Genomic DNA, 24,656 nt, shown 5'->3' with positions numbered 1-24,656 from the left:
TGACCTGATTGGAAGGGGCACAAGGCCCCTCCCCTACTATTTCCTTCTCTTTTTTAAGATAACGATAGCTACGATTGCACTCACTAGAGCAAAGGCCAAGAGAATGATAATATTGGCACCATCTCCGGTATTTACTACTTCCTTCGGTGGGTTCACTGGTTCTGCCGGCTTTTCTGGCTCCTTAATCCGAATCGTTTGATCTTTATCTTCGATGTCCGCATGACTAGCCACTAGTTTTCCGTCTAGGTACAGTTCTTCAAACACGACAATATCTTTTCCACCAAGTGCGCTTCCGTCAAAGGTAAAAGTCATGATTTCCGTGTCATTCATTTCCTTTGTCTGAAAGGTCTTTGTCGCCGTCACTTCTTTGTCGTTTATAAGAAGTGGCTTCTTCGTTTCTTTATCCATCAAGATGCCTCGTAGCTCATACTCAAGTTCCTTCGTTAGATTCTCATAGCGAACTTCATCTTCAAAGATCATTTCTTTCTCGGCGAGTGCTTCCTGAGTTCCTGTCTTTTTATCCTTTGCTTTCGTACCAATGGCTGGAACAGATTTGTAATCATTGGTGATGGTACCTAAATCGATGGTGGTCATCTCTCTACTAATGGTGACTTCAATCGGTTCAAGTAATACACGGTCTTCATTTACCTCACAAGGTAATTCTTCTACTAGATAGGTATCGTAGATTAACGCTCCTCTTTTATCGTCTAATGTGGTAAGTTCACCAAACCAGATACCATCTGTTGGCTCCTCTCCTCGATTGGTATTATTTGAGTGCAGATTCCACTGGGACGATGTACTGAATTGTCCGTTCTTATCGGTAACTACTACATGGCTTTCTTTTGTGGTTACCGATGTGATTCGAAACGGAACGTAAGCCATTCGCTTTTGGTCACCATCAGAAACCTTTACTCCTTTTAGATCTCCTCGGATTACCTGGTCCTCTTGCAGAGGCACATTATATTCATAGACCGGTTGTCCGTGTTCATCTGGAATAATCCTTCTTACATGAACACCGGGAGTCTTTCCCTCTTTATCCGTTAATAGATACCCTGACGGCGCCTTTGTTTCTTGTACTGTTAATGTACCAAAAGGAACCGTTGGCATACCGTTACTCAAGTAAAGAGCATCGCCACCAATCTGATAGGCGCCGTGTAGATTGGCAAACCCGTTCTCATTCGTCTTAAATATCCATGTGCGTTTAGGCTCATATCCTTTTGTTCCTGGGTCTACATCTTTTTCTGCATCGCTTAGGAGTACATCATAGTATTTAACGGTAAACTCACCATCTATTAGTTTCGCTGTTCCTTGAGGCTTATCCTTATTGGTTTCTGCATCTATCTTTCCTAGCAGCATCCCTATAGGGTCATTGCCCGGAACATTTTTGATTTCTACTGTTGCGGTCTTCTCCCGAGTAACAGTTACCGATACGCGGTCGACTTTTGAGAGATATCCTTTCGGGCTTTTCGTCTCTTGAATTTGATACTCGCCCTCTAGTGCTTCAAGCTCTCCTGTATTCCCTTCTGCATCTGCAACCAGTGTTCCCACCACGTCATTGGTGCCCGCTTTAAAGACCGTAAACTCTGCTCCCTCAAAAGAATAGCAGCCATTGCCTTCGGTAATCTCTGGGTTCGCAGACACCTTTTTAATCTTTACTTTTCCGTTCGGGGTATAAGAGGAACCACCCATCACTTGACCGGCACCGTCTTCGTTATACACAAATGCTTGAAAGGTCCATGGTGCGTCTGGCAATTGGTCTAGTAGACTCACTTGATGGACTAACGCTTGAATAATATCTTGACTCAAGCCTACAAATGCGGAACCGCCGGGATCATAAATGTAGGAAATCATTACATGGGTCATGGTGTATTCTGAGTCCTCATTGTAACCAGCGCCACTGGCACCGATTGCGCCAAAGTTTTGATACCAAGTCTGATAGCCCGGACCACCGTATAAGTAATAGAGTCCTTTTGCATAGCGACTGTTATTGGGAACGTAGCGACTGATTCCATAATTACCAGTTGGCGGCGTCTCTACGGCTGGCTGCAGACAATAGGCAACTCGGTCACCTGCGGTAAAATAATTGGTAAACCAGCTCTCATAAAAGATTGTGCGGCCTACCACATGGTTTACTGTTCCCGTTCGCAATAGGCGTTTGGCGCGCGGAACATCTTTTATTTCCAGGCTTTCCTCGCTAGGACCTTCTGCCTTATGCTTATCTTCACCAATACGCTCCGCTAGCTCATTCATAATCTCTGTTTTTTGCTGATTGGATATCGGAGTGCTCTTCATTTTTGCTTGAATCATTATCGGCGAACATAAAAAAATCACTGCAACGATACTTGCAATAATTTGGTATAACTTTCCTTTATTCATATTTTTTTCCTTTCTTTTGCATGAAAAAAGACAGGTATTTTTACCTGCCTTTTGGGTTGCTATTGCGCGATAGTCCTTATACATTCATCATCTTTAAACGATTATACGTCTGACAAACTGGAATTTGCCAGTCATATGCTTTTAATATTGATTAGCGTTCTGTATTTCCACACTCACTACAAGCCCCATCATGGAGGGAGAAAGCACCGCCACATTTTAAACAAGTCCATTTTTGACGGTCTTGTTCTAAAAAGCCGACAATCCCCTTTTCATGTGCTACGATACTATTTTCAACAAGACTTGTTTTATATCTTTTTTTGTAGCTCTTTTCAAGGTTTTTAATCAGTTTACAGGAAAAGTCGGCACACTCAAAGCAATGTACATATCCCATATCCTGTGCACAACTTTTGATATTACACTTACGGCAATGTTCAGGTTTTCCTAAATCACCTTTCAAACACCCCTCGCAAGGTTTCCCATATTTTCGTACACCTACATGTTTATAGCAGACGGCACAATTCATGCCGCAGGGGGCAAGCATAATATCTTCAATTTTATCTGGCATTTTCAAGGTTGTTCCCCCCTTATCATTTTTACGATTTCTTTCTTAAACTGATTTACAAATTCAAAGTTAGTTAATTATAACATTCCTAAGTTAAAAAAAGTAGTAACCACCTTTTGCCACTCTCTATAGTACTATCCTGTCAATTCTAATAATATTCCCAATAACCTGGTACCACATACTCTTCCGTCTTGGTTCCCCAGGCTGCTTCATGTTGTACAACTTGTTCTTCTCTCACAAGTACATTTCTCGAAGTTTGATAACTGCCACCACCTTCACCTGCTAGCATATGTCCTTCTGTGTGAGAATTAACAGTATCGTTGGTAAGCTCTATCTGGCAAACACTACATGCCATATAATATTCTGTCCGATACTCGGCTGGAATAACTTCGGTTCTAGCTTCTTGTATAATCGTTGGAATCTCTCTAGTCTTTGTCTGGCCTTCAATCCATCGTCTTCTTGGTTGATTAGCTTCACTTGATATCCCTTTCTCACTTGAATGAGTTGCTGCTAGAACTGTAGCTTCCACAGCTGTCTTTGACACTTTCGCCTTTGTACTTGCATCTACTACATTGGCCTGTTTATCAGCTTTTTTATTTTGCTCCTGTTTACTCACCTCTTTGAAGGTGATCGCCTTCTTTTCCTTTGCTTCTGGTTGCTCACCTCCCTCTTGCGGCTTCTCACTTGTAGCACCAACAATTTGCGGCTTCACATCCGTATACACAATCTCCTCTTTAGAAAATGCCTGAATCCCCAAGATAAGCAAAAACAGAAGTATAAATAACACTTTTAAAATCAAGCCTGGTCGCCAACACCTTTTTTCAAACAACATATTCCTGTCCCCCTTTATCCTTTTCTTTAGGTATACCATAACCCATTACTTTTTGTAAAAGGTGTAAAATTGGCTCCTGCTAAGGTTCTCCATAAAGCTCATGATTCACTTGTTGCTGATAGTAATGACTCATTGTCTTCGAAGCATTAAAGAGCGTGGTTAGCAGATAACTTTTTATATTATGGATTTTAGCTGTTGTAGTCCTCAAGCAATCAAGAACATACAAAACATGAGAAAATTTAAGCTTCATAATCTGCCCTTGTACCAATGCCAGAGAATACTCTCTTTGCCCAATCTTAATTCTAGACCCCTGATCACACAGAACCTCTAGCATCAACTCCACAATCTCATCCACACTTGCCTGGTCTGAGCGTTCAATCAAATTATTATATTCAATATTCTCCTGAATTACTCTTCTCATCCGATCAATCAATTCTTCATCAGCTAGCTCATTTCTGATAGATGGATTATTATTCTTTTCAGTATCACTATATTCAGTATTATTACCGTTCCATATAGGAACTTCTAGAAGTTCCGTATCGGAATCTTTAGAAATTCCATATTGGAATTTCTGAAGATTCTGTTTTTTCATGACATCATCTTGTTGCCTTCGACGTTCGTAAGGAATGAAGTTTTTTACGTAAATGATATTCGCCTTTCCTTGGCCTAGGCGCTTTTTCTCAATTAGACCCACTCCCGTTTTTTCATCCAGTTCAGCCATATACTTCGTTATCTTTTGTCTAGAAAATTTTAACATCGCCATCAATTCATCTACAGGGTAGATTATATAAACACGGTTGTTCTTATCGAGCCACCTATTCTGCACGGATAACTGCATCCGGTCCAATAACACACCATAAACCAATTTTGCTTCCGTTGAAACCCTCTCCATTTCTGGCTCTGTAAATAAGCACTTGGGTATTCGAAAAAAACTGAACTGATCGGCCTCCATCCCATAAAAATAATCAAATGCTAACGGGGCATCACGAATCTTATTTGCCATCTCCCATCACCTCGTTTTCTCTTTCGTTCGTTTTTGATAATATTCCAAGGCTTTGATGATGGTATCTTGCATAACCTCCTTAGTTGTCCCTTCAGGAAAATAGCGACCTATTTTTTCTTTGGGCATCTTAAATTGTTCCTTTTGATTCCCCTTCTCTTCAATCATAATTTTAAAGATTCCTTCATCATCCAGCTCACCTTTTTTCGATAAGTTTTTCATCTTTACGGCTTGTGAAAGAGATGGGGTCTTCTCTTCAAGAACGATGTTGTCATATAAGATTGACTGCTCCTGTTCTGTCAAGTATGACACCTCTACCGCTGGGCGGAAAGCAATCCTACCCTCATCCACTAAATCCAGAATATCCGGGGTTAGATTTGTTAAACGTATATAGCGATGAATCTGCTCCTTACTCTCACCCACTTGACGTCCCAGTTCTACATCCGATCTAGAGCTTTTTAACTTCGTCTCCAGTGGAGACGAAGTTAAGTCCGTTCGTTTGCCTTGTCGCTTCATTGCCTCCAATTTCAATTTAAACGCAAACGCCTTTTCCGAAGGGAGAATATTCTCTCTCTGAATATTCGCATCCACCATGATAATGATTGCTTCATCATCGGTTAGACTTTTCTTAATACAGGGAATTACCGAAAGTCCTGCTTCTATGGCTGCGAATTTACGCCGATGTCCTGAAATCATTTCAATGGAGCCGCCCTCCTTTTCCCTAACAATGGCAGGAACGAGTATGCCATACTGATTTATGCTTTCTATCATGTCCTGCATTTCCTTGTCTAGACGTACCTTAAAAGGATGATTAGGAAAGTCGCTGATTTCCTTTACTGGTATTTCTAGAATCTGTTCCGCCGTCTTTTGGTCTCGTTCCTCTTGAGTCGTGAACAAATCATCGACAGAAGGGAGTTCGAGTTTGATTTCTTTTTTTGCCACCTCTCATCACCTCCTCAACAAATATTTCATATGCCTTTGCCACTTTACTATTTGGTTCATGCAGAAATATACTCTTCCCAAGCGCCGATGTTTCTGCAGCACTTATCCCCACAGGTATAACTGTGTCATAAATGCGAATATGCTCCCCATAGCTCTCTCGAAGAGTTGTTTCCGTTTCTCTTGATAGATTTGTTCGCATGTCAGCCAACGTTAGAAGCGCTCCATCTATCTGTAATACCGGATTAATCTGTCTCTTTACCTTGTTTATTGTACTTATGAGCTGTGTCATTCCCTTAGCTGGCAAATAGTGAGCTTGCACCGGAATAATCACGCTATCTGCAGCTGCTAAAGCATTAATGGTAATCATCCCCAAGCTAGGCATACAATCAATTAAAATATAGTCGTATTCATCTTTTAACGGCTCCAAGCAGTTTTTCAATGTGAACTCTCGACTCATAGCATTTACTAGTGACATTTCTGTCGTTGCTAACTCTAGATTTGCTGGAATCACGTCTACCCCCTCATAATGATGAACTATGCCACCCTTCGGTATTGGCATATCTCGGATGGTAGCTTCCATATAGGTTGCTAGCGTAATATCTATTAAATCGCTATCATTACAACCTAAACTTGTTGTGAGATCGCCTTGAGGATCCGCATCCACCAACAAAACTCTTCTTCCTCTTTGAGCCAATCCAACGCCTAAGCTTATCGTTGTTGTGGTTTTTCCAACACCACCTTTTTGATTGGCAATTGCAATAATTTTACAGTTATCCATATCTCTCCTTTCTGCCAAATAGGCACAAAAAAAGCACCTTTCAACTTAATGAAAAGTGCCTTTTAATTATTCATGTTAAATATCTCTTATCCTGTATTTTATCTGTGGTTTCAGAAAATAATCTTCTCCATCACATCCTCAGTTACATCAATAGCCCCAAATAGGGCTGTCGTTGTTTCCAATCTGCATTTAATAGATTAATTAATTTGAGGCGGCCGATGCCCATTATTACTACTTCCGTGCATAATTTGCACGGAAGTATCTTGCTCTAATTCACCCTCTGAAAAAATATTTGTTATATGGCGACTTATTACAGTTCGATTCTTTTCAAATAGAGCTGCCATTTGATCTTGAGTTAACCAAACTGTATCGCTCTCTGGCGAAACCGATACTTCTAATTCGATATCTCCGTCACTAAAGAGTACTATCTCATTCATATAAACTTCACTTCACTTCGCTTTACACTAATTCATTGTATTTTGCCATCGCACTAAGGCAAACTCACTTTTAAAAAAATCATTAGTAAATCGTTAGTAAACTCAAATAGGCAGATCCTTAAAACCGCACAACCACGCGTATCATCGGCGTTCAGTTAATCTCCTGCCGTGGCACACCATTAATATTTTTATCATAGCTAAAACCCCCTTTGTAAGACGTCTATTTACTACTTCCGTGCATATTTTACACGGAAGTCTCTTGCCTTTAAACTGGTAAAATCAATCGACTTCACTGTCATTGTATGTCTCCCTCCCGCTCCATCTGTAAATACTTCTCTCGTAAATACCATGCCTGCTCAGAACTGATTAATTGATTGACTATCACCGGTTTCGGGATCTCCCTGCTGCATTAAATCCTCTACATACCTATCCCATAACGCCTCTTGATAACCTGCCATCTCCCGCTTTCTCATTTCCTGGCATACATCTTTAAGACTTTTATTTTTAATTGCCCGTAATTTCTGAAGACGCTTTTTATCAAGAGGTACCGCCGGTACAGATGCCAGGTAATCCTCTACCGACATCCGCCATAAATGTACTTCCGGCAATCTTTCTAGAAGACGATCCGCAATCTGTAGTCCTTCCGGGTCAAAATCACCGGCGTAGAACACTTCAATTCCTTGCTGAATAAACTTCTCTAATAGTATCCAAGAAGCCGTTGTAAATTGACCATTTGTACACATTAGCGCTTGATTACTTGAAGAAAGATGATTAACTAACTCCGCGAAAACCCCCGAATTTTCCACCACATACACTCGTTTCCTGGGAACGATAATACTTTTGGTTTGCAATATTAAGCGTAAGGTTAATACCTGCGGTTCCTTCTCCTCCAAATAACCTCTACATCCCGCGTGCTCGTGGCCACCCTTTTGTATACAACTAAGACCATAAACCGTCGTGTTATTAAGAATGTCATCGCGGCCTAGCCCGACTTTACTATATAACTCTAAATCACGTATTAAGGAAGTTCGTCCCTTTTCAAATCTCGCTGTTTCCAGATAGAAGGCGATAATGTACAGAAGAATATTACTCTCTAAATGACCATAGTCAAACGTATGAGGATCTCTGCTGTACCTTTCGGCAAAGAAGGGGATTTGTACTTTCTCGTTCTTGGTGCTTGGCAAGTTGTTACCAGCTTCCATGGCAATTTTCAGAGCCTTCTTTAAACGTGCCCCGTCCTCTCGGTAATGGCGATGTAAATACTGCCACTCCCCTAGCTCTCGCTGCCAAGCGCTTTGCAGCCAACTACTACTTATGGTTCCTGAAAACTCATTAATGAGGTCCTGAAAAAAAGCGTCTTCTAATTCCTTTTCCAGGGTTCGTTCTTCTTTTTTCGTGAGAATATCCTCACTAAAATAGGCAGTTACAGCCTCTTCTAAGGATATTCCGGAAAAAGGTGTCATCTCTAGAGCTTTTAGTATCCGGCTAACACTTACCCGAATCTCATTTGTGTCTGAATAATCAACTCCCAGCATTCCGCTTAAGGCGTTTTTTTCAGCAAGACTCGCTTTTTTTAGAACTAAAATTCCTTTTACCTCACCAAAACTTCGGTATTTTTCGCGCATGGCCGCTAAAAGCCTGGCAAATCCCGGGTCTGCCTTTAAAAAGCTGACAAACTGTTCTAGTCTTTCTTCACCCATACTTTACCCCTCAAGCATTTTTTCTTTGCCGTTCCACGTATAACGAATAACCGTGACAAACTTGGCATTATCTGCTCTTAATAGCTGATAAATCGCCAAACTAGGCACCGTTTCATAGTCTCCCCAGAGAATCTGCGAATTGATAATAAAGGCAAAACGGAAATCTACCATTAACCGGAACATATCATTAATATTTGTAGCATCTACACCAGCAAAGGCTTCATCAAGAGAAATCAGTCGCGGAGCATCATCTCTAGCAGCCTCGTATTTGGCCACCACTGCTGAGAAGAGCGGCACATACATCGCCATAGCTTTTTCGCCACCACTAAAGGTAAAGAAATCACGGTCTGTCAGCTCTTTCTTTCGCTCCCCGATTTTTTCATACTCTAGACGAAATTCAAACCACTGACGATAATCTAAAATATCGCGCACAATTCCGTGAAAGGAACGAATACCTCCACTTTCTTCTAAGATTTTTCTTGCCGCTTCAATCTTTGAGCGGAAATGACTTAAGAGCTTTTCGGATTCTTCTTCCTTCATCCATTTCTGGTCCTTCTTAAGCAAGGTTACCAATTCCTTTGTATCTAACTGACCCTCTTGCTCGGCGCTTTTGCTACGCCAACGCAAGCTAAGACGAATGCCGCTAGAAGTACGCATACTTTCCATCAGCTCATTCATATTCTTAACCCAGCTTTCGCTGCTATATATTTTCGCACGTATTTTACGGTTGATGACACCAAGGAGAATATCCTCAAACAGTTCCCTCTCCTTATCACTCAATAGTCCTTTTTTCTCTTCGATATCCTCATCTACCCTCTTCGCAAAGCTAGGGAACTTTACTTGCTGCCCTCGGTAGCGAACATTAATTTCCACTCTGGCAAAACTAAATTCTTGACCGTCACAAGATGTTTTTTCAGAGAATATTTCTTGTAGCGAGGGACCGTACTCTGTAAGAGCTGCACGATTATTAAAGAACGACTCTTGTAAATTTCGGCTAACTTTTTCTGACTCCTCTTGTTCTAAAAGCGCTCCTTCTCTTCTTACTATTTCCTCAGCCACTTGAGAAATATCATCCATACCCTCCGCAATGTCACCTGCTAAATCCTCTTTCAGATAACCTAGAAAAAGTTCTTGTTTTAGAGCATCTGCAATAACCTTCACTTGGTTGCGAAGCCTTAAGGTATCTACCAAGCTATTTTCTTTGTCACTTATCGCTTGGGTAATCTGCTGGCCTAACGTTCCTAACTTACTGGCTATGCCTCGCTGTTCTATGGGAATCTCTTTCAGGCGAACATTAACCAATTCAATTTTCTTTAAGACCTCTTCCACATCGCCAATTGCTAGCTGTTCACTTATCGCCTCTAGGCGCTCTCGTAACTTTTGACGGCGGATTTCCAAATTTCTAATATCTACTAGGACTGTATCTATGTCTTCATCAAGGCTTTCTAGCTGAATAACCATGGTCGCGACAATTTCGCAAATGCTTATATATTTACTGTGGGAAATCTCCAGTTCTTGTAGCAGTTTCTTATAGCTTAAAAGCTCCTCGAGAACCTCTGACACCACTTCCAAATTAGGGACCGTATATACTTTGGTGCACAGGTTTTGTATTTCCAGATGAAGACCATCAATATTTCTAAGCACCTCGTTGAGGCGTTCTTGCTCTTTATCTAAAGCTTGCTTCACCTGGCGAAGAGCGTATTTGGCATCCTCTAAAGTTCGCAGGGCTAAGAGTAAGTCGTCCCCCTTTGGAAACTCTGCCCAACATTGTCCAAGTGCCTCGATACGCTTTTGTAGCCCTATCTCTTTTCTTTCAAGCTCTTCCCTGTCTTTTATTAACTGCTCAAGCTCTACCGTAAGCTCCGCAATCTTTGCTTCCTGGTAACGCTTACGCGCTCTTTCGCCGATAAACCTCGCCTGATACTCGCCCGTTAACGTTCCTGTTATTGGCCCTAACTGATAATACCCCTCGCTTTTAACCGTTACTTCGCCCTGGTCATCGTAACCGATTGCCGCCAGTGCCTTGGCGACCTTTTGATAGAGCAAAATATCGTTATCTTCGTTTACAATCTCGACTAAGCTCTCCAGATTGTTATCTGCTTTCTTAGTATTCGTCAAGATATAGCGATCGCTTAGACCGCCTTCAAAGGCTTTTACTTTCTCAAAGTCCTCGGTATCAATTAATACCGCATCTAAAATACCCATTCGCAGTAAAGCTTCCTCCAAGCGGTTCCGTTGTTGTTCAGAAAAATCTGTCGGGAAGTCCAACACCTTATAGAATTCCTGATAAGCGATGCCTGCCTGGCGAAGATGCTCGCGACTTGCTACTTGCTCCGGACTTCGCTCGGGAACGGGGTCGGTTCGTTCACGCCACAAGGTTAACTCCTGCTCTGTCTTCTCAAGTAACTTCCGATTTTGATCCTTTTCAAAAGTTAAATGTGCCTTTTCTAGCTGTAGGTCCTTTTCTGCTTCCTGATAGAAAGGCTGAATTATATTCTTCACCTCATGATAGTCTTGCTCATACGTAAAGCCTTCTATCTTCGTTAAAAGAGTGTGCATTTTCTCTTCAGGGACAACAATCTCCTGTGCCTCTTGCTCCCACAGGTTGATTTTCTCTAATAGCTCATTTTTAACCGTTCGCAGCTGATCCTCTAGGTCCCGCTCACTGCGTTCAAGCGTATCTCGCTCCCTGCGTTTCTTTTCTACTTCTGACTCAATAAAATCACTGTTTTTCCTAAGCTGTAGTTCCTCTTTGAGTTTGTCCTTCACTAGTTGTAAATTTGTAATTTGTCGGTCTAGAAGTTCTCTGTGAGAAGCAAAACTATACGTTTCTGAAAGATGCTCTTGCAGCTCATTGGCCATAAATTCGTAATCGTCAAAGGTTGCCTGCGTAAGCTCATCTCTCATCTCGTCTAAAAGCTTATGTATCTCATCTTCTAAAGCTTCGACATCTCCTCGTTTTTCCGTCTGTCGATGTTCTAATTCTTGACGCTGTGCCTTCTTACCGCTATGAGTCGTTTCCTTTAAGGCGATTTCTTTTTCTATCGTCTCTTGATCCGTCAAAAGGCTTTGCCGCTCCTTGTCTAGCTTAACCAAATCATTTTCGCCGTAGGAAGCTAGCTCTTCTTCACGAAGCACTAGTTCTTGGCTGAGCTGCATATCTTTATTCGCATATGCGTCCTTTTCCTTATTTTTTTCGTCAATTAGATTTTCTAAGTTCGCGAGCTCTCGTTCTCCTTGCTGTAGCCTCTGGGAATACTGCTTATACTTACGGGCTTTGTCAAAAGCAATAAAGCGATTATATTTATGATAGCTCCTGGCTATTTTTGCCGCTGCTTGCTGCGTTTCTTTTAAATCATCAAGACTCGCCTTTAAGCTATCCATATTTTCAATCGCTTCTGACATGGGGCGCAAATCATCTTCCGACAATGGCATAAGTGAGTTTGTCAAAATATCGTTAATAATGCTAGGTTTAAAGTCCTTTGATAGCTTCGGCGTTCGTAGCTGAATCAAAAGATCCACCAACTCTTTATACGCGTCATCCGTCTCAAAGCCAAAAATCAGTTTATTAACTAGGCCCATATATTCCTTCTGACTTTCCACGACCTGACCACCTTCACCTAGACGATTTTTTAGTTCTCGCTGCGTCAAAGGGATTTTCTGGGCTTCTTGGCGATATAGATAGAACTCTTTCCCGATTCGTCTGTTGTCTTGAAGAAAGAAATACCACGTATCCATAGACTTTCCTCGTCTAGCTCGCATACCAATGCCAATCGTTATATACGTCTCCGAGTCCGTGCGTTTGAATTCCATGTAAAGATAGCCCGTGCGCTCTTCCCGGCCGTCGCCTTCCTCCAAAAGATAATTCTCCATCCGCCTCGCTCTCGATCCAAAGGGATCCAAGCGCTCAGGGCGCATATTTCCGTCCAAGAGAAGAGGGATAAAGCTTTGCATCGTTACAGATTTTCCGGACCCGTTTGCTCCTCTTAAAAGCATCCGGCCATCGGCAAAATAAAATTCCTCTTCATCATAATACCAAAAATTCAATAACCCTATTCGGTGGATCTGCCAGTTACTATTCATCTTTATCTCCCTCATTTATCTGCTTAATTATCTGTGCCGGGTATTCGCCTATCAGCTTTCCTGCAATGGGCCAGATCCATATTTTATCGTCCTTCATAGAGATGATTCCCCACAGCAACATATTCTCCTCGATAAGCTCATAGAATTGTGAACTTGTAAGCTCCCTATATGTCTTAGAAAATAATTGATCGTACTTATCTTTACAGCCTTCAATAATCCGTCTAAAGGTCAACTGATTAATCTCAACCTTTTCTTCAATATCTGTTGTAAGCTCTCCCTTTGCAATCGCTTTTACTATCTCCCCATTACACAAAAGAACCACGTCTGAGACCATCGACTGATTCGGCAAGGTTCTTCCCATGCGACTTTCTTCACCTAAGAGTAAGTAAGCGCTGGTGCGGTGGACGGCAACATCACAGTCAAAATACCCTGCTAATTCACTACGAATTAAATTTCTCTGATTTTTAAGGTAGAGAAAATCCTCGTCCTCACCTTTTTCTTTATACATCCCTGGCTCCACTAGTAATTTGCGGTAAACTCGGTGCCTCCGAACCGCACCACGATCTTCATCCATTCCGATCCATTCACTGGAATAAAAATCTTCTGGTCTATCTAGATCTTGGATATCTCGACTGAAATTTCGCATAAAATAACGAGATGTCCCTAGATTTTCATAAAGAACCTCCTGATTATAATCGGTGATGAACGATTCTTGAGAGCCATCATCAACCTTAACTAATCCATAGGACTGAGCTTCTTTTATTACTTTGATCAAAAGACGACGATGGTTAAAACTCGTCCAATCAATTTGCTCCTGCCGATAATTTGTCTGGATAAATTCCAATAGTTCTGACAAGACGAACTGTTCACCGGCTTCCTTATCTTCCAAAAACATCAACAAAAGACACAGAAAAATATAGTGGCGGATATCGGTAAATTCTTTGATTCCAAGAGCCGCTACCGGCCTCGCCGGGACTTTATCCAGTTTTATTAAATAAGGATTTACGAGCAGCTGATAACCAAGTTTTTCATTGAAAAACTTTTTATATTTGCCCACTTCATCCTTTAAACGATAGTACAGATCTCGTTCTTGTTCCTTGAGAATCCATCGTTTACTAAGTAAAACTTCCATTCCTCGCATTTACTTTACCCCTTCCACAAACTCGATTCGATAAGCTGGCATGAGAAACTCCCCGTCCGTACACTGAAGCTGGCAATACTCACCCTCATCTGGTTTCTTCACCGCAAACTCTTCCCCATCTTCAGTCTTACCTTTAAAATCATCATTTTCCATCGCTTTCGACAACCAAGTAAGAAAGGTATCCCGCACCTCGGGCTTAATCACCGGTAAATCTTTAAACTCCAGGACGCCATCCTTAATATAACTTCGGAGTAGCTTTCGCTCCATCTCTATTCGCTGAAGCACGGCCTCCTTTGCCATTTCCTTTTCTTTTGAATGGTCAACAACTGGTGACTTCTCACTCCGTTCTCTGTAGACCCGCGTTCGCGGCGCTAACTTTATAATCTCTGCTTCTTCTTCATACACGCCGCTATTCATACTCTCTGTAGAGCGCTTAAAATCCCCTTTTAAGTGCATCACACCCTCAAACCCAAATACCATCGAAGAGAGCTCATGAGCCTGTGTTATATCATTACATTTCCCAAAAATCTCCGCCAACTTAAGATATTCACTACGCCGATTAGCATTTCCCCCTGTCTGCTCGCTTATCTGGGTGGCATAGCGAGTAATTTTACGGATTATATTATTCGCTAAGTCAAAGACCATCTCTGCCTCTGCCGGGCGACCATTCTCGCCTAAAAACCAATTTCTTATGCTCGCGAAGCGTCCGAAAATACGCTCCGCCATTTCTTCTTCATTTATTTGAAAGTCAAGACGTGGTATCGATAGCTCATGGGTTAATATTTTAGCGAAAACTTGCTTAAGCGTCTCCTCTGATACATCTTTTAATTCACTTTCGATAATCCCCATATTGTATTGAAGACTCTTGACAAAGCCGCGAAGATATTCTATCAAGGTATCCTTAAACAGTAGAAAAGCCTTTGTTTTCATCATCTCTTCTGCTTTTAGACTATTCAAATCTCGCATGTAGTCCTGATAATTCTGATTTAAGAGAACAAAGTTATTGTTAAGCTCGCTCCACCAACCGTATACTTCATCAGGGTTTAGCTCACTCATCTCCGCTATCCTACCTAACCCCTTCCTAAGTCTTTCCAATAGGGTCGGTTCTAAAGAGGTCCCCTCAATCTGTAAGTTCTCCAGACGAATGACCATTCGCTCAACTTCCACACTGAACTCCGATAATTGATACCGGAATTTCTTGTTTTTGAATTCCTCAATAGTGGATACTTTCTTCGTATCCTGCATCGCCAGTAAATTCTTCCACTCTCTTAAGACCTGCAAGTCCTGCTGGCACTGCTCTAATGTATAATCAGCAAAATAATCGTCTTCTTTTATCTCAGCAAAAACCTCCTCCGCGTATAGCCAATATTTTAGCTTTTCATACTGAAGATAGAATAAACGAATAATACTGCGATAGCGATCCGTATTTTCCACATTCAAATATTTCGCTTCTGTAATCGGTTTTCGTATTTCTTCACCTCGTTGCATAGGGCCCTCTCCTTATCATCCATAACTTATATATACTCAACTGGAAGAGCCACCACCTCTTCGCTAAGGTACGTCTTCCTCTCATACTGACATAGAATCACCCCTAATCCTCTCTTTTTATCAGAAACAATATCTAATACATTAAAATTCTTGGCCATCGCCTTCGTAGGCTTTGCTGACATCTTGATTTCAATCGGATACAGTACTCCGTTTTCTTCAATGACCAAGTCAATCTCTCGTTGATCACGATCTCGGTAAAAATATATGGATGCTAGAGATTTGCCTGCATTTAGAAAACTCTTCATAATTTCACTTACGACAAAGTTTTCAAAGATACTGCCTGCTGCTGCCCCTAAACGCAGGGCTTCTGGTGACGTCCAACGGGTAAGATAGCATACGAGACCGGTATCCATAAAATACACTTTCGGCGTCTTCACTACTCTCTTAATTAAGTTATTCGCATAAGGTTCTACAAGGCGAATAATTCCCGAAGTACTCAAGATAGACAGCCACCTCTTAATCGTATCAATACTTACTTCTGCTTCGGTAGCAATCGCTTGATAATTGAGAAGTTCTCCACATCTTGCTGCAAGAGAAGTCATAAATCGCATAAACTTCAGCTCATCTGTCACATTTATTATCTGCCTGACATCTTTCTCAATATAGGTTTTAACGTAGCTACCATAATATCTTTCCCAGTCCACATTTGCATCAGCTAAAGCAGGCATCGTTCCCCGGAATATCTCGCTCCATAAATCTGTATACGGTACAATCCCTTCTTCTCTTCCGTCAATATATTCCTGCGTTGGTAGAAAAACTTTATTAAACGTCACTCCTAACTTTTCGCGCATGGAAAGACCCTGCATCTCCAAAATAGCCATTCGACCTGCTAACGTCTCACTTACCCCAGCCATTAATTCAAAGGCTTGCGAGCCTGTAAGAAGATACATTCCCTTCTCTTGCTTTTCATCCACTGCCATTTTAAGAAACCGTAAGATATTCGGTGCATATTGAACCTCATCAATTAGTAATGGCCATTTATTATTACGAAGAAATAGACTCTCCTCACTTGAAGCTTCTTGTAGCATGATAGGGTCGTCAAAAGTCACATAGGAAAACCCCTCTCCTACAACTCTAAGCATGGTTGTCTTCCCTACTTGTCTAGGACCTGTTACTAATACCACAGGAAACTGAGACAAGCTTTCTTTTACAATCCTCTCAATGTGTCTATCTATATACATACTACCATCCCTTTCGGCTAATCCACTTATCAATCTTATATTAGCCGAAATTCTTGGACGTGTCAACAGGACGTACTACACTTGTCACCTAGTAAAAAGGCCTCCAGCAACTCCAACATTGCCAAAGACCTTTCCTTGTTATATCCAATATTCTTACTCTCTAATTTCCGCCACAACCGTGCTTATCTTCACCGCATTTATGCTCGCCACATGAGTGGTCGTGTCCGTGGTGATTGCACTGTACATTCGGATTATATCCTAGATTCCCTGCTAAGTACGCAGCTACTGCATCGTCGGCTGCACCAGATACACCGCCGTATAATTTGATACCTGCGGCTGCTAAAGCTGACTGAGCACCGCCACCGATACCTCCGCAGATTAGGGCTTCCACCTGATTCTCTACTAGAAAGTCCGATAAGGCTCCGTGGCCTTGACCGTTGGTATCCACAAGCTGGGTCCCAACCACCTTGCCGTCCTGGATATCGTATAAGTTAAACTGCTCCGTGTGTCCAAAGTGCTGGAATATCATGCCATTGTCATAAGTTACTGCAATTCTCATTTCTTTCGCTCCCTTTCTCTTAATCGGTTTTTTACTTGTTGGCGGTTTCTTGCAGTCCTGGTGACAGCAAAATCCCGTCCCATCACATACACGATACTGACCTCCGGAAATAAAAAGCTGCTTCCCATTCACCAAGCAGTCAGCAATCTTGGTTCGAGCACTTTCGTAGATCTCTGTAACCGTCGTCCGGGAGATATCCATCTGCTTAGCACACTGCTCATGAGTCAGTTTCTCCATATCCACTAGGCGGATGGCTTCGTATTCATCTAGGCTCAAGATAACTTCCTCATCACTGGGAAAGCCGCCGGGGAGAAAACTATCATAGGAAGGCTCCGAACAGATTCTTCTACATCTTCTTGGTCTTGCCACTTTTTATCCTCCAAATCATTTCCGTTATATGTCGAAAACATTGTATCACGTATTTCTCTATATTTCCAGATTAAGTTTATACCGCCCTCCACTAACCTTGCATATTTTACCACTTACCTCGCCTAGCTATCCACTTGCGCTTTTCGCCTTTACGCTTAAGCCTAGACGTGGTTAGATAAGGGAAAATAGCAATAACGGAATGTGGAGGAAAACACAAAATGGAAGAAAAAAAACTATTTCATAAAGATTTTGTACTGGTGGTAATCGGACAGATTATCTCCCTATTCGGTAATGGAATTCTGCGCTTCGCCTTGCCCTTATATATCCTCGATCAGAGCGGTTCCCCTGCCCTTTTCGGGATGGTATCGGCCCTCTCTTTTGTGCCCATGGTGCTAATCTCCCCTATCGGCGGCGTGCTAGCTGATCGTGTCAACAAGCAAAGGATTATGGTGATCCTTGATTTTCTAACCGCTGGTATCTTACTGGTCTTTACCTTTGCTTCTAAGAACTTATCAATTGTTCCGCTAATCATCATCGTCATGATGCTTCTTTATAGCATTCAAGGGCTCTACAGCCCCGCTGTCCAAGCTAGTATGCCCCTGCTTCATAACGAAGATAGACTTGTTACCGCCAATGCTATCGTTAACTTAGTGCAGTCATTAGCCGGACTTCTAGGACCTATTATCGGTGGTTTTTTATATGCAAACTTCGGGCTTTGGCCGATCGTATATATCGCCACTGGATGCTTCGCGGCTTCCGCAGTTTTGGAACTTTTTATTCGCATTCCTTTTTATTATCGCAAAAATAGCCAGGGGGTTATCGGCACCATCGTTACTGACTTACGTGAAAGCAACGACTTTGTTTTCAAAGCGTATCCGGTGATGAAGCGGGTGATTTATATCACTTTTTTCATCAACTTATTTATGTCTACTATGATAATTATCGGACTTCCTGTTATTATCACTCAGCACCTTCATTTAAGTTCTGAGTTATACGGCATTAGTCAAGGGGTTATCGGTTGTGGTGGTCTGGTGGGCGGTGTCTTAGCCGGCAGTATTGCTAGAAAAATAAAAGTCGAGGACTCCTGGAAAATGCTAATTCCTTGTGCTCTTAGCATCTTTCCTATCGCCCTCGTTCTAATTGTTGGTACTTCATCAATTTTCAGTTATATCGTAATTACCGCTATGAGCATGTTGGTAATGGTCTGCTCCACCATTTTTTCGATTATTATGCTAGCTTTTGCCCAACAGGTTACGCCCCCTCACCTTGTCGGCAAGGTAATCTCCGTCGTCATGGCCATTAATCTTCTCGCCCAGCCTCTTGGCCAAAGCCTCTTCGGTGTCGCTTTCGAGCGCTTTGCTCACGCTCCTGGACTGGTGGTCTTAGCGGCTGCTTTACTATCACTTTTCGTTGCCCTTTACTCAAAGTCATGCTTTGCCGAGCTTAGAAAACCTTCTATGTTAGCATCTCAAAAAGCGTTTGATACAGCACTTTAACGTCAACCGGTTTGGGAATATGACCATTCATGCCTGCTGCCAAGCATTTCTTCACATCCTCAGCAAAAGCGTTGGCAGTCATGGCAATGATGGGTATCGTTTCTGCTCTTTCAAGACCCGAACTGCGAATCTTTTCCGTCGCTTCGTAGCCATCCATAACCGGCATCTGGATATCCATTAAAATCAGATCATAGAGATCTGGGTCCTTCTGAAATAACGTAAGGATTTCTTCGCCATTTGCTCCCCAATGCACCTTGGCCCCCTTACGAGTGAGCAAAGTGATGACAATCTCTCGATTAATCTCAATATCCTCAGCCAGTAAAACAAACTTACCTTCTAAGCTAAAACTACTCTCTTCGTACTCTTCATGTTTATTGCTTGCTATCGCACTAGCCCTTTTCACTTTAATATCGACAGTAAAACTACTTCCCTTACCTAACTCACTTTCCAAAGTAATCCCACCATTCATCATCTCAGCAATATGCTTACTAATAACGAGTCCTAGCCCTGTCCCTCCGTATTCCCGAGCCGTAGATTTCTCCGCTTGCTCGAAAGACTTAAAGACGACAGCCTGCTGAGCCTTTGATATGCCAATGCCATTATCTTTAACCAAAAATCGCAAATCAAAACTATCTGCATCTGCACCTAAGCAATCAATTTTTACTTCTATCTTCCCTTCTTCTGGCGTAAACTTGGTTGCATTAGAAAGCAAATTTAACAATATTTGCGTTAATCGCAGCTCGTCTCCTTCCACTAAACGCGGTACATTCTCACCTAGATGAATCTGAAGTTCTTGATTTTTTTCCTCGGTCCGCACACCAATAATATTTTTAACATTATCAAGCAAATCATAGAGATCAAAAACTTCGGAGGCCAAATGCATTTTACCAGCTTCGATTTTACTCATATCGAGAATATCATTGATTATCCCTAATAATTGTCTAGTGACGCCGTCTATCTTTTCAAGATAATCATATATCTTCTCCTTTTCCTCCGTGTCTTTAGCAATCGCCACCATTCCCGTTATTGCGTTGATAGGAGTCCTAATTTCATGGCTCATACTTGCGAGAAACCGGCTTTTTGCCTCTGTTCCCGCTAAGGCATCTTCTTGGGCACGAATTAATTCAACCGTCATCTCATTTCGTAGAAGGGCCGTTGCAATCAAAACACCGGCCGTTCTCAGAATACCTTCTTGGGCTTGAGAAAACTCCCGCTCACTATGACAATCATCAAACCCGATAAATCCCCAAAATTCGTTCTTGTAATACACAGGCACCACCAAGATAGAAAGAATTCCTTGTGGAGACAGCTGAGCTTGTTCTGCCAGAGAGAGATTACGCACGAGACCATTGACACTTCTGCCATTTGTAAACGCTTCCTCCCAACCGGGAATATTCTCGTCGTAAGGAATATCGATTACTAGATCCTTATCTTGTTGAGGCTCCACTAGCTCAGACCATTCAATAATCTGAGTACAATAAAGTTTGTCACCTTTTTTATGGTTTTTCCAGATATACATTCGATCTGCATCCACGCTTCCTGCTAGTACTCCCATACATTCATGGAGCACTCGATCAAATTCTTCCACACTAGATGCCAAAAGAAGCGATGCCACTTCATTTGATGCCTGTAGCATTTGATCATGATACATAACTTCGCCGACTTGCTGCTTCACCTGCAATTGTAAATTTTTATTCTGGATAATAACCTCGTCACCTTGCTCTTGCAGTGCACTAGTCAGTTGTTCAATATAGCGCATAAGAAAAAAAGCAAAACACGCCGCGATCACAAAAACAACCCCCACAAAGTAACGAATGGGAGCCGCCTTTCCGGTAAGAATATCAGTCGCCCCTATAGCAAATCCCAAAATAAAGAAACACTGCACAATTAAAATCAGATTTTTATTTCTTTTTAAGTAGGGGTGACTATTCGTAAGGTATTCATCGGCCCACTTAAAGATATAGTTAAATTTGTAGGTGGTAAAGGCCATCAAGAGGCCTCCTCCAATAACCACTGTTGCACATACATATCGAAGCATATCTCTCCCCTTTCGTGTAAACTAACTTAATTAACATTATATCCTAAGAACTCACTTTTAACTACTATCTTTCCACAAAAAACACCGACTAGGTAATGATCTCTTCTCCTAGTCGGTGCTTCTCCTCTTGCTTACATATTAATTCCACACGTATCCATATCCTCTTACAGACTCTACACTCATTATCTTTAGCTTTTTTCGTAAATGCTTAACATATCCGTCTATCGCTCGAATACTAACCTTCTCCACTGAGTTCGCCCAGATATTATCTATAATTTCTTTACGGCTAAGCGCCTTTCCCTTGTTGCTCAAGAGCAGACACAGAAGCTCATATTCCTTTCTTGTCAAGCCAACAATTTTTCCATTCTTAAAAACTGTATGGGCTTCGGCATCCACTAAGATGCCTTCTTCTGCCGATACAAGCCGTCCTGCACCGTTCGCCTTGTGATACCTTAAGTTATCAATGATATGATGGATTTGCTTAACTAATACATCCCTTCTTTTTTCCCGGTGAAAATAGACATCTATTTCCTTATCAATTGTTAGCATCTCCATAGCGTCATCGTAATCATCTGTAAGTAATATCGTTTTCACATAAGGATTGATTTCCCTAATAGACTCAAGTACTTTAACACCATCTAACCCTTCCATTCCTTTATAGGTAATGACAATGTCAAATAACGTCTTCACATACATGACAATGGCCTTTGCTGAGTCGTCAGACAGCGTAATCTCAAAGTTTTCTTTCTCCAGTTCTTTCCCCAGTTGTCTAGCATACTCGGTGTTGCTATCCAAAATAAGTATTTTGTGCATGTTTTCCTCCTACTTCTTACATATTCTCTTTATTTTTGCTTATTATACTTTTTAGAAGAAGACTGCATACTATACTTTTTATTATTTATTTTTTCATTCCTACTGTTCTTTTAGACAGTAAAGACCAGCTACCGAATTCTTCCATTCTGCATAGCTGGTCTTTCTAATTGGATTTATCCTATTTTTTCCAACAACATTTTCGCACAATCAATCTGATTAGGGATGTTGCCATTTTCATCCTTAATTCTCCAGATATCTGGAGTAATCTCATCGGCCACTACCACTTTTCCATCCTCATCATATCCAAGCTCAATCTTAAAGTCGATTAATGTGTAGCCCATCTTCGCTACTTCATCTCTTAGTAAAGCGCCTACTTTTTCTAATACGCCAAGGGCTTCTTCATACTGACCGGGAGCCAATAAGTTCTTCATCAGGCACAAACGCTCGCTAATTAATGGATCGCCCTGCTCATCGTCCTTTAGAGTCACTTCTAAGTACGGTGGGTCAAAAGGAATTCCTTCCTCAAGGGTAAAGCGGCGGCACATACTACCAGCGGTAAAGTAACGAAGAACGAATTCTAGTGGGGGAACCGTTACTTTTTTTACTTCCATCAGGCCTTTCTCAATATCAGAGCCCTTATAGTGTGTCGGGATACCGTTCTTTTCCATTAACTCGAAAAAGTAGCTTGATATTTTAAGTCCGATCTTGCCTTTGCCTTCCACACTTCCACCTACTGTATTGGCACCAGGATCGAAGACACCATCTTCACCGGTGGCGCTGTCTTTAAATAGTAGATAAACCGCTCCTGTTGCTTCATCTGTCAAGACGTCTTTCGTCTTACCTTCATATAAAGTCTTCATTATTCTCATCTCTCCTTTTACTTGCTTGCGCTACATAGTCTATTTTACTCGTTCTCCCTACTTTTTATCAAGCTTTTTAAGAAGAAGGTTTTGAAAATCTTTGCCGTATCGGATATTTTTTCTCCTTTTTTTGGTAATCAGATAAATCGACCAGTCATTATTGCCATCGGTTAAGGGAATCGCTTTTACCTTCGCGTTGTCAATCTCCTCTAGCGCAAAATCCACACTATAAGAGATCCCAAGATTTTGTCCCACATATTTATGTCCATGGGCAAGCTCGTTGATGCCCATGATTATATTCGGTTCAAACCCTGCCTGGCGACAATTATCCACAAACGTATGATGCGCTTTGAAGACATCTTCCACTAAGATAATTCTTTCGTTTTTGATATCTTTATAAGATAACGACTCCTGCTTTGCCAAAGGATTACGTGAATTTACCACCAACATAAGTTTAAAGCTTTTAATTAAATCCGCTTCAAACTTCTCCCTGTCCACTGGTCCAAGAGTTAAGCCAATCTGAACATCGCCCCGATACACCGCATCCTCCACCTCGTAATCGGCTAGCGTTTTCGCCCTGATTTCCATCCGGGGATGATTGCTTTTGAACTGCAAAATTCGCTCCGCGCCAATCGCTCTAATCACACCATTTGCTGCCGCTATGTATAGCGGCTCTTGATCTTGGCGATTCAGTAACTTATCGATTTCACTTCTCATGCTATTTACATCACCAAGTATTTCTTTTGAATATTTATACACCGCCTGCCCACAAGCGGTCACCTCAATCCCCCTTGATGTTCTTAAAAGCAGCTGGCAGTCCAATTCCTTTTCCAGAGAAGAAATTGCCTTACCTAACCCTTGCGGGGTAATAAACAGCTGCTGAGCAGCTTTGCGGATACTTTTATTCTTGCAGACCGCGCGAAAATAGATAAGCTCATTTATCGTCATGATTGTACCTCTTTTTCATCATTTTCTCTGCCTATATTATATGGCACATAAGACATCCGTGTAAACCATTCGTTGTCACTAGACAAATAATTCTTTCTATGAGAACCCCATTTTATCACTTAAACTTATCTTTAAATGGATATAAAGCAACCGTAAATTTCATAATCATGGAGGTGTAGCAATGAATGGTAGACTCAATGGAAAAGTAGCAATTGTAACCGGAGCAACATCAGGAATCGGTAGAGCAACCGCTGTATTATTTGCAAACGAAGGGGCAAAAGTAGTCGTTGCCGCTAGAAGAGAAGAACGTGGCCAAGAGGTCGTTTCTGAGATTGAAAAAAATGGTGGCACGGCGTTTTTTGTAAGAACGGATATAACCCAAAATGAAGACATCAAAAATTTGGTAGCAGCAACTGCCGAAAAATACGGCAAAATTGATATTCTCGTAAATAATGCAGGCACACTTACCACTTTTAATTTCCTTGAAATGAATGAGGAAATTGATTTTGATCGGACCTTCCAAACAAATGTAAAATCTTACTTCATGCTCTGTAAAGAAGTGATTCCCTATATGTTAAAGAACGGCAAAGGCTCTATTGTCAACTTAGCTTCTGTGGCTGCTCAGTTAGGCGTACCCATGCATACGGCTTATTCAGCCAGCAAAGGAGCCGTAAAGCAGTTCACGAAGTCTCTCGCTGGCGAATTCGCGCGCTCTGGGATTCGTGTAAATGCCATCTTACCAGGGCTAACCAACTCGGAGATGGTTCCTGTGGGTAGTGATTTTGAGAAAGCACAGATTGACTCTGTCCCCATGGGGCGTGCCGGAAAGCCTGAAGAAATCGCACAAGGAATTCTCTTCTTCGCTAGCGATGACTCCTCTTTCTGTACGGGTGCAACGCTACTTATCGACGGTGGACATACAGCGATATAATATGCAAACAGAAACTCATCTTTGAGTAGAAAAAAGAGCAAGCGCCTAGCTTTCTAGGTTCT

General features: G+C 41.7%; 19 protein-coding genes. 2 read left to right on the top strand and 17 right to left on the bottom strand.

Translation table 11 applies throughout. The annotated features are described in order from the left end of the window. Positions 1-36: 36 nt before the first annotated feature. The 13 genes from NHH16_RS04890 to NHH16_RS04830 all read right to left on the bottom strand — a co-directional run bounded on the left by NHH16_RS04890 (position 37) and on the right by NHH16_RS04830 (position 17,508). Positions 37-2,376: a VaFE repeat-containing surface-anchored protein gene (locus NHH16_RS04890; protein WP_262064778.1), complete on the bottom strand. Its 2,340-nt coding sequence runs from the start codon at positions 2,374-2,376 to the stop codon at positions 37-39. Between the two features lie 151 nt (positions 2,377-2,527). After that, positions 2,528-2,947: a DUF3795 domain-containing protein gene (locus tag NHH16_RS04885; protein WP_262064777.1), complete on the bottom strand. Its 420-nt coding sequence runs from the start codon at positions 2,945-2,947 to the stop codon at positions 2,528-2,530. A gap of 139 nt (positions 2,948-3,086) precedes the next feature. Then, a complete protein-coding gene (locus tag NHH16_RS04880) occupies positions 3,087-3,770 on the bottom strand; it encodes a hypothetical protein (protein WP_262064776.1) in 684 nt (227 codons plus the stop codon). A 79-nt stretch (positions 3,771-3,849) separates the two neighbouring features. Further along, positions 3,850-4,773 carry a replication initiator protein A gene (locus NHH16_RS04875; protein ID WP_262064775.1) on the bottom strand — a complete coding sequence of 308 codons (924 nt, stop codon included), beginning with the start codon at positions 4,771-4,773 and terminating at the stop codon, positions 3,850-3,852. 6 nt (positions 4,774-4,779) lie between these two features. Further along, on the bottom strand, positions 4,780-5,712 hold the full coding sequence (locus NHH16_RS04870) for a ParB/RepB/Spo0J family partition protein (RefSeq protein WP_262064774.1): 933 nt from the start codon (positions 5,710-5,712) through the stop codon (positions 4,780-4,782). Next, complete coding sequence (locus tag NHH16_RS04865) at positions 5,669-6,490, bottom strand: ParA family protein (RefSeq protein ID WP_262064773.1); 822 nt, start codon at positions 6,488-6,490, stop codon at positions 5,669-5,671. The genes NHH16_RS04870 and NHH16_RS04865 overlap by 44 nt, the downstream gene beginning before the upstream one ends. Before the next feature lie 197 nt (positions 6,491-6,687). Continuing rightward, positions 6,688-6,927 carry a death-on-curing protein gene (locus NHH16_RS04860; protein WP_262064772.1) on the bottom strand — a complete coding sequence of 80 codons (240 nt, stop codon included), beginning with the start codon at positions 6,925-6,927 and terminating at the stop codon, positions 6,688-6,690. Between the two features lie 356 nt (positions 6,928-7,283). Further along, positions 7,284-8,627 carry a TIGR02679 family protein gene (locus tag NHH16_RS04855; RefSeq protein ID WP_262068482.1) on the bottom strand — a complete coding sequence of 448 codons (1,344 nt, stop codon included), beginning with the start codon at positions 8,625-8,627 and terminating at the stop codon, positions 7,284-7,286. A 3-nt stretch (positions 8,628-8,630) separates the two neighbouring features. Beyond that, complete coding sequence (locus NHH16_RS04850; protein WP_262068481.1) at positions 8,631-12,710, bottom strand: TIGR02680 family protein; 4,080 nt, start codon at positions 12,708-12,710, stop codon at positions 8,631-8,633. Beyond that, entirely contained in the window at positions 12,703-13,851 is a 1,149-nt protein-coding gene (locus NHH16_RS04845; RefSeq protein WP_262068480.1) for a TIGR02678 family protein, read from the bottom strand. Before NHH16_RS04845 ends, NHH16_RS04850 begins: the two co-directional genes overlap by 8 nt. After that, a complete protein-coding gene (locus NHH16_RS04840; RefSeq protein ID WP_262068479.1) occupies positions 13,852-15,339 on the bottom strand; it encodes a TIGR02677 family protein in 1,488 nt (495 codons plus the stop codon). A gap of 26 nt (positions 15,340-15,365) precedes the next feature. Further along, entirely contained in the window at positions 15,366-16,580 is a 1,215-nt protein-coding gene (locus tag NHH16_RS04835) for an ATP-binding protein (RefSeq protein WP_262068478.1), read from the bottom strand. 160 nt (positions 16,581-16,740) lie between these two features. Continuing rightward, positions 16,741-17,508 carry a DUF134 domain-containing protein gene (locus NHH16_RS04830; RefSeq protein WP_262068477.1) on the bottom strand — a complete coding sequence of 256 codons (768 nt, stop codon included), beginning with the start codon at positions 17,506-17,508 and terminating at the stop codon, positions 16,741-16,743. Positions 17,509-17,726: 218 nt separating this feature from the next. Here NHH16_RS04830 and NHH16_RS04825 point away from each other — a divergent pair, with 218 nt between their 5' ends. Then, entirely contained in the window at positions 17,727-19,004 is a 1,278-nt protein-coding gene (locus NHH16_RS04825; RefSeq protein WP_262068476.1) for an MFS transporter, read from the top strand. On the opposite strand, the gene NHH16_RS04820 is transcribed toward NHH16_RS04825, so the two are convergent. From NHH16_RS04820 to NHH16_RS04805, 4 genes are all read right to left on the bottom strand, one after another. Beyond that, the gene (locus NHH16_RS04820; RefSeq protein ID WP_262068475.1) at positions 18,964-20,994 is read right to left on the bottom strand and encodes an ATP-binding protein; all 2,031 of its coding nucleotides are present in this window, start codon (positions 20,992-20,994) and stop codon (positions 18,964-18,966) included. The two genes, NHH16_RS04825 and NHH16_RS04820, sit on opposite strands and share 41 nt — an antisense overlap. A gap of 186 nt (positions 20,995-21,180) precedes the next feature. Further along, on the bottom strand, positions 21,181-21,855 hold the full coding sequence (locus tag NHH16_RS04815) for a response regulator transcription factor (protein ID WP_262068474.1): 675 nt from the start codon (positions 21,853-21,855) through the stop codon (positions 21,181-21,183). 173 nt (positions 21,856-22,028) lie between these two features. Further along, on the bottom strand, positions 22,029-22,715 hold the full coding sequence (locus NHH16_RS04810; protein ID WP_262068473.1) for a phosphoribosylaminoimidazolesuccinocarboxamide synthase: 687 nt from the start codon (positions 22,713-22,715) through the stop codon (positions 22,029-22,031). A gap of 57 nt (positions 22,716-22,772) precedes the next feature. Continuing rightward, a complete protein-coding gene (locus tag NHH16_RS04805) occupies positions 22,773-23,663 on the bottom strand; it encodes a LysR family transcriptional regulator (protein WP_262068472.1) in 891 nt (296 codons plus the stop codon). Between the two features lie 181 nt (positions 23,664-23,844). On the opposite strand from NHH16_RS04805, the gene NHH16_RS04800 reads away from it, so the two are divergent. Then, positions 23,845-24,594: an SDR family NAD(P)-dependent oxidoreductase gene (locus NHH16_RS04800; RefSeq protein ID WP_262068471.1), complete on the top strand. Its 750-nt coding sequence runs from the start codon at positions 23,845-23,847 to the stop codon at positions 24,592-24,594. The last annotated feature ends 62 nt before the right edge of the window (positions 24,595-24,656 follow it).

Origin of the sequence: Ohessyouella blattaphilus, from assembly GCF_024721265.1 — a bacterium.
GTDB lineage: Bacteria > Bacillota > Clostridia > Lachnospirales > Lachnospiraceae > Aequitasia > Aequitasia blattaphilus_A.
The sequence above is the reverse complement of the archived record's forward strand: the minus strand, read 5'-3'. Positions and strand labels throughout refer to the sequence as shown.

Coding starts and splice junctions, on each gene's coding strand:
- NHH16_RS04890 (WP_262064778.1), bottom strand. CDS start 2,376: ATGAATAAAGGAAAGTTATACCAAATTATTGCAAGTATCGTTGCAGTG.
- NHH16_RS04880 (WP_262064776.1), bottom strand. CDS start 3,770: ATGTTGTTTGAAAAAAGGTGTTGGCGACCAGGCTTGATTTTAAAAGTG.
- NHH16_RS04875 (WP_262064775.1), bottom strand. CDS start 4,773: ATGGCAAATAAGATTCGTGATGCCCCGTTAGCATTTGATTATTTTTAT.
- NHH16_RS04865 (WP_262064773.1), bottom strand. CDS start 6,490: ATGGATAACTGTAAAATTATTGCAATTGCCAATCAAAAAGGTGGTGTT.
- NHH16_RS04860 (WP_262064772.1), bottom strand. CDS start 6,927: ATGAATGAGATAGTACTCTTTAGTGACGGAGATATCGAATTAGAAGTA.
- NHH16_RS04855 (WP_262068482.1), bottom strand. CDS start 8,627: ATGGGTGAAGAAAGACTAGAACAGTTTGTCAGCTTTTTAAAGGCAGAC.
- NHH16_RS04850 (WP_262068481.1), bottom strand. CDS start 12,710: ATGAATAGTAACTGGCAGATCCACCGAATAGGGTTATTGAATTTTTGG.
- NHH16_RS04845 (WP_262068480.1), bottom strand. CDS start 13,851: ATGCGAGGAATGGAAGTTTTACTTAGTAAACGATGGATTCTCAAGGAA.
- NHH16_RS04840 (WP_262068479.1), bottom strand. CDS start 15,339: ATGCAACGAGGTGAAGAAATACGAAAACCGATTACAGAAGCGAAATAT.
- NHH16_RS04835 (WP_262068478.1), bottom strand. CDS start 16,580: ATGTATATAGATAGACACATTGAGAGGATTGTAAAAGAAAGCTTGTCT.
- NHH16_RS04825 (WP_262068476.1), top strand. CDS start 17,727: ATGGAAGAAAAAAAACTATTTCATAAAGATTTTGTACTGGTGGTAATC.
- NHH16_RS04820 (WP_262068475.1), bottom strand. CDS start 20,994: ATGGCCTTTACCACCTACAAATTTAACTATATCTTTAAGTGGGCCGAT.
- NHH16_RS04815 (WP_262068474.1), bottom strand. CDS start 21,855: ATGCACAAAATACTTATTTTGGATAGCAACACCGAGTATGCTAGACAA.
- NHH16_RS04810 (WP_262068473.1), bottom strand. CDS start 22,715: ATGAAGACTTTATATGAAGGTAAGACGAAAGACGTCTTGACAGATGAA.
- NHH16_RS04805 (WP_262068472.1), bottom strand. CDS start 23,663: ATGACGATAAATGAGCTTATCTATTTTCGCGCGGTCTGCAAGAATAAA.
- NHH16_RS04800 (WP_262068471.1), top strand. CDS start 23,845: ATGAATGGTAGACTCAATGGAAAAGTAGCAATTGTAACCGGAGCAACA.